Genomic DNA, 4,438 nt, shown 5'->3' with positions numbered 1-4,438 from the left:
AAGCCGACACGCATCGGATTCAAGATTCAGGCGGACGGCAAGAAGGTCCGCATCGCCAAGAGCTCGGGAGCAGAGATCGATGGCTGAGACAGTCTATGTGCCGCGCCTGCGCGTGGATTATGATCGCCGGATTCGCGGGTCATTGACCGAGAAGTTCGGCTACGCCAACGCCATGCAGGTGCCGCGGCTCGACAAGGTCGTGCTCAACATGGGCATCGGCGAGGCCGTCAACGACCGCAAGAAGGCGGAGACGGCGGCGGCCGACTTGTCATTGATCGCAGGACAAAAGGCGGTGGTGACCTATTCCCGCATCGCGATCGCGACCTACAAGCTGCGCGAGAACCAGCCGATCGGTTGCAAGGTCACGCTGCGCAAGGCCAAAATGTACGAGTTCATCGACCGCCTGGTCAACGTCGCGCTGCCGCGCGTGCGCGACTTCCGCGGACTGAACCCCAAGAGCTTCGACGGCCGCGGCAACTATTCGCTCGGCATCAAGGAGCACATCATTTTTCCCGAGATCGACTTCGACAAGGCGGGGGAATCATGGGGCATGGACATCACGGTCTGCACCACCGCACGCACCGACGACGAGGCGCGCGCGCTTTTGACCGCATTCAATTTCCCGTTCCGGCAGTGAGAGGCTGAAGCAAAAGCCTCTCAAACGCGGAAACCTAGGAGCCTGACATGGCAAAGAAGAGTTCAGTCGAGAAGAACAACCGCCGTATGCGGATGGTGAAGAACGCCGCCGCTAAGCGCGCGCGTCTGAAGGCGGTGATCGCCGATAAGTCCAAGCCGATGGAAGAGCGGTTTGCCGCGACCCTGAAGCTTGCGGAAATGCCGCGCAATTCGTCGGCCACGCGGATTCGGCTGCGCTGCGAGCTCACCGGGCGGCCGCGCTCGAACTATCGCAAGAACAAGCTCAGCCGCATCGCGCTGCGCGAGCTCGGCTCCAAGGGCCTGGTTCCGGGCCTCGTGAAGTCGAGCTGGTAAGGAGGGTCGTCAGATGTCAACACACGATCCGATCAGCGATCTGATCACCCGCATCCGCAACGCGCAGATGCGCTCCAAGTCCAAGGTCTCGACCCCGGGCTCGAAGATGCGCGCCAACGTCTTGGACGTGCTCAAGGCCGAAGGCTACATCCGCGGCTACGCCACGGTCGAGCATGCGGGCGGCCGCAGCGAGCTTGAGATCGAGCTGAAATATTTCGATGGCGAGCCGGTCATCCGCGAGATCGAGCGGGTGTCGAAGCCGGGTCGGCGGGTCTACACGTCGGTGAAGAACCTGCCGCGGGTCAACAACGGTCTCGGCATCTCGGTTTTGTCGACGCCGAAGGGAATCATGGCCGATCACGACGCCCGCGAGGCGAATGTGGGCGGCGAGATTCTCTTCACGGTGTTCTGAGAAGGAATGTTGTCATGTCACGTATCGGCAAGAAGCCAGTGACTATCCCGTCGGGGGTGACCGCGACCGTCGAAGGCCAGACCGTGAAGATGAAGGGGCCGAAGGGCCAGCTTCAGTTCGTGGTCCACGACGACGTCGAGGTGAAGTTCGAGAAGGGCCAGGTCAAGGTCGCGCCGCGCGCCGAGACCAACCGGGCGCGAGCGCTGTACGGGACCGCACGGGCCCAGATCGCCAATCTCGTCGACGGCGTCACCAAGGGTTTTGAGAAGAAGCTCGAGATCACCGGCGTCGGCTATCGCGCCGCGATGCAGGGCAAGAACCTGCAGCTCGCGCTTGGCTACAGCCACGACGTCATCTACCCGATCCCCGAAGGCATCACGATTGCGGTGCCGAAGCCGACCGAGATCACGGTGTCGGGCAACGACATCCAGCGTGTCGGTCAGGTCGCGGCGGAAATCCGCGCCTACCGTCCGCCGGAGCCCTACAAGGGCAAGGGCGTGAAGTATGTCGGCGAATTCATCTTCCGCAAGGAAGGCAAGAAGAAGTAACGGAGCCGGTGATGTCGAGAACCAAGGTTACGAATGCCCGGCGCAAGCAACGCGTGAGACTTGCGTTGCGCCGTTCGGGGGGCGGTCGTCCACGCCTGTCGGTGTTCCGTTCGTCAAAACACATCTATGCGCAGGTCATCGACGACCAGAAAGGCGAGACGCTCGCCTCCGCCTCGTCGATGGAGAAGGAGATGCGCGGGGCCGGCAACACCGGTGCCAACATCGACGCAGCGAAGGCGGTCGGCAAGCTCTTGGCCGAGCGCGCGGTGAAGAACGGCATCAAGGAAGTCGTGTTCGATCGCGGCGGCTATCTGTATCACGGCCGCGTCAAGGCCTTGGCGGATGCGGCGCGCGAGGGCGGGCTGAGCTTCTGAGCAACTGAATTTGAGGACAGAGGCTTGAACGCCTCCTTTGAGATTGGAAAACACCATGGCAGGTGAACGCGAACGCGGCGGGCGCGAACGGGGCAAGGAGCGCGAGGAGCGCGACAGCGAGTTCGTCGACAAGCTCGTCCACATCAACCGTGTGGCGAAGGTGGTCAAGGGCGGCAAGCGGTTCGGCTTTGCGGCGCTGGTCGTGATCGGCGACCAGAAGGGCCGGGTCGGGTTCGGCCATGGCAAGGCGCGCGAAGTGCCGGAGGCGATCCGCAAGGCCACCGACGCGGCCAAGCGCAACCTGACCCGCGTCGCGCTGCGCGAGGGCCGTACGCTGCATCACGACATCGCCGGCCGTCACGGCGCGGGGCGTGTGTACCTGCGCGCAGCTCCCGCCGGTACCGGCATCATCGCCGGCGGCCCGATGCGCGCGGTGTTCGAGACGCTCGGCATCCAGGACGTGGTGGCGAAGTCGATCGGCTCGTCGAACCCCTACAACATGGTGCGCGCGACCTTCGACGCACTGAAGCATCAGGATTCGCCGCGCTCGGTTGCGGCGCGCCGCAACATCAAGGTGTCCACCCTGCAGGCCCGCCGTGTCGGCGGCGATGCAGAGGCTGCCGCCGACTGATCACGCGCGACCTAAGCGCATTTGGAGTTTAAGACGATGGCCAAGGCCGCAAAAACCATCAAGGTCGAGCAGACCGGCAGCCCGATCCGCCGCCACCATTCGCAGCGTTCGACGCTGATCGGGCTCAAGCTGAACAAGATCGGCCGGGTCACCGAGCTGCCGGATACCCCGGCGGTACGCGGCATGATCGAGAAGGTTCACCACCTCGTTCGCATCGTCGACGAGAAGTAAGCAGGGCGCATGTTCCCGAAAAGCGGAAACAGGTTTTCGGTCATGATCATGCGCCGGGATAAAGGAATCTAACGATGAAGCTCAGCGATATCGCCGATAATGCCGGTGCGCGCAAGAAGCGCATGCGGGTCGGGCGCGGCATCGGCTCAGGCAAGGGCAAGACTTCGGGCCGCGGCGGCAAGGGCCAGACCGCGCGTTCGGGCGTGCGCATCAAGGGATTCGAGGGCGGCCAGATGCCATTGCATCGCCGTCTGCCCAAGCGCGGTTTCCACAACGTGTTCCGCCAAGAGTTCGTCGAGATCAATCTCGACCGCCTGCAGGAGGCGATCGACGCCAAGCTGATCGATGTCGGCAGCGTCATCAACGCCGAATCGCTGGTGAAGGCGCGGGTGCTGCGCCGCGCCAAGGACGGCGTGCGGCTGCTCGGTCGCGGCGAGATCAAAGCCAAGCTCAACATCGAGGTGCACGGCGCCTCGAAGTCGGCGGTCGCGGCCGTGGAGAAGGCCGGCGGCACGGTCAAGATTCTGGCCCCCGCCAAGGACGAAGGCGCCGCGGCGTAACATCTGCGTCATCGCTGCGCCCGGGCGAAGTTCGACCGGGAGCAGGCGGTGGACTTATCGGATGCCGAACGCCAAATAAGCACGGGTGTCCGGCCTGATTGATCTCCGAAACGCCGGGGGTTGCAGCGCGAGGGGCGGCGGGAGAAAGCCAAACATGGTCTCAGCAGCAGAACAACTTGCGGCCAATCTCAATTTCGCGGCGCTCGGCAAGGCCGAGGAACTGAAGAAGCGCATCTGGTTCACCCTGGGCGCGCTGCTGGTCTATCGGCTCGGCACCTACATCCCGCTGCCGGGCATCGATCCCAACATCTGGGAGCAGGTGTTCCGCACCCAGGCCGGCGGCATTTTGGGCATGTTCAACATGTTCGCCGGCGGCGGCATTCACCGCATGGCGATCTTTGCGCTGAACATCATGCCGTATATCTCGGCCTCGATCATCATCCAGCTCCTGACCACGGTCTCCCCGCAGCTCGAAGCCTTGAAGAAGGAAGGCGAGGCGGGCCGCAAGACGCTGAACCAGTACACCCGCTATCTCACCGTGATCCTGGCCGCATTCCAGTCCTACGGCATCGCCGTTGGCCTCGAGGGCGCCGGCAATGTCGTCAGCGATCCCGGCCTGTTCTTCCGCATTTCCACGACCGTGACGCTGGCCGGCGGCACCATGTTCCTGATGTGGCTCGGCGAGCAGATCA

The 4,438-nt window shown here is 63.6% G+C and carries 9 protein-coding genes and 1 pseudogene; all 10 read left to right on the top strand.

Features of this window, described 5'->3' with window-relative positions; genetic code table 11:
* Positions 1-87 (top strand): annotated as a pseudogene (locus JOZ76_RS32495) (50S ribosomal protein L24); the annotation flags it as partial.
* Positions 80-637 carry a 50S ribosomal protein L5 gene (gene rplE, locus JOZ76_RS32490; RefSeq protein WP_291705479.1) on the top strand — a complete coding sequence of 186 codons (558 nt, stop codon included), beginning with the start codon at positions 80-82 and terminating at the stop codon, positions 635-637. The pseudogene JOZ76_RS32495 and the gene rplE, both read left to right, overlap by 8 nt.
* Before the next feature lie 47 nt (positions 638-684).
* Complete coding sequence (gene rpsN / locus JOZ76_RS32485; RefSeq protein WP_291705478.1) at positions 685-990, top strand: 30S ribosomal protein S14; 306 nt, start codon at positions 685-687, stop codon at positions 988-990.
* Positions 991-1,003: 13 nt separating this feature from the next.
* Positions 1,004-1,402, top strand: a complete 399-nt coding sequence (gene rpsH / locus JOZ76_RS32480; protein WP_291705477.1) for a 30S ribosomal protein S8 — start codon at positions 1,004-1,006, stop codon at positions 1,400-1,402.
* A gap of 14 nt (positions 1,403-1,416) precedes the next feature.
* Entirely contained in the window at positions 1,417-1,950 is a 534-nt protein-coding gene (gene rplF, locus JOZ76_RS32475) for a 50S ribosomal protein L6 (RefSeq protein ID WP_291705476.1), read from the top strand.
* An 11-nt stretch (positions 1,951-1,961) separates the two neighbouring features.
* Entirely contained in the window at positions 1,962-2,324 is a 363-nt protein-coding gene (gene rplR, locus JOZ76_RS32470; protein ID WP_291705475.1) for a 50S ribosomal protein L18, read from the top strand.
* A gap of 55 nt (positions 2,325-2,379) precedes the next feature.
* A complete protein-coding gene (gene rpsE / locus JOZ76_RS32465) occupies positions 2,380-2,955 on the top strand; it encodes a 30S ribosomal protein S5 (RefSeq protein WP_291705474.1) in 576 nt (191 codons plus the stop codon).
* A gap of 36 nt (positions 2,956-2,991) precedes the next feature.
* Positions 2,992-3,186: a 50S ribosomal protein L30 gene (rpmD, locus tag JOZ76_RS32460; protein ID WP_291705473.1), complete on the top strand. Its 195-nt coding sequence runs from the start codon at positions 2,992-2,994 to the stop codon at positions 3,184-3,186.
* A gap of 74 nt (positions 3,187-3,260) precedes the next feature.
* Complete coding sequence (gene rplO, locus JOZ76_RS32455) at positions 3,261-3,746, top strand: 50S ribosomal protein L15 (RefSeq protein ID WP_291705472.1); 486 nt, start codon at positions 3,261-3,263, stop codon at positions 3,744-3,746.
* Positions 3,747-3,900: 154 nt separating this feature from the next.
* A partial coding sequence (locus tag JOZ76_RS32450) for a preprotein translocase subunit SecY (protein ID WP_441300142.1) occupies positions 3,901-4,438 on the top strand: 538 nt, incomplete at its 3' end.

This window comes from Bradyrhizobium sp., from assembly GCF_019244115.1.
In the GTDB taxonomy this organism is placed as follows: Bacteria; Pseudomonadota; Alphaproteobacteria; order Rhizobiales; family Xanthobacteraceae; genus Bradyrhizobium.
The sequence above is the reverse complement of the archived record's forward strand: the minus strand, read 5'-3'. Positions and strand labels throughout refer to the sequence as shown.

What these genes read in the sequence shown, in the direction of transcription:
- rplE (WP_291705479.1), top strand. Translation starts at nt 80, where the DNA reads ATGGCTGAGACAGTCTATGTGCCGCGCCTGCGCGTGGATTATGATCGC.
- rpsN (WP_291705478.1), top strand. Translation starts at nt 685, where the DNA reads ATGGCAAAGAAGAGTTCAGTCGAGAAGAACAACCGCCGTATGCGGATG.
- rpsH (WP_291705477.1), top strand. Translation starts at nt 1,004, where the DNA reads ATGTCAACACACGATCCGATCAGCGATCTGATCACCCGCATCCGCAAC.
- rplF (WP_291705476.1), top strand. Translation starts at nt 1,417, where the DNA reads ATGTCACGTATCGGCAAGAAGCCAGTGACTATCCCGTCGGGGGTGACC.
- rplR (WP_291705475.1), top strand. Translation starts at nt 1,962, where the DNA reads ATGTCGAGAACCAAGGTTACGAATGCCCGGCGCAAGCAACGCGTGAGA.
- rpsE (WP_291705474.1), top strand. Translation starts at nt 2,380, where the DNA reads ATGGCAGGTGAACGCGAACGCGGCGGGCGCGAACGGGGCAAGGAGCGC.
- rpmD (WP_291705473.1), top strand. Translation starts at nt 2,992, where the DNA reads ATGGCCAAGGCCGCAAAAACCATCAAGGTCGAGCAGACCGGCAGCCCG.
- rplO (WP_291705472.1), top strand. Translation starts at nt 3,261, where the DNA reads ATGAAGCTCAGCGATATCGCCGATAATGCCGGTGCGCGCAAGAAGCGC.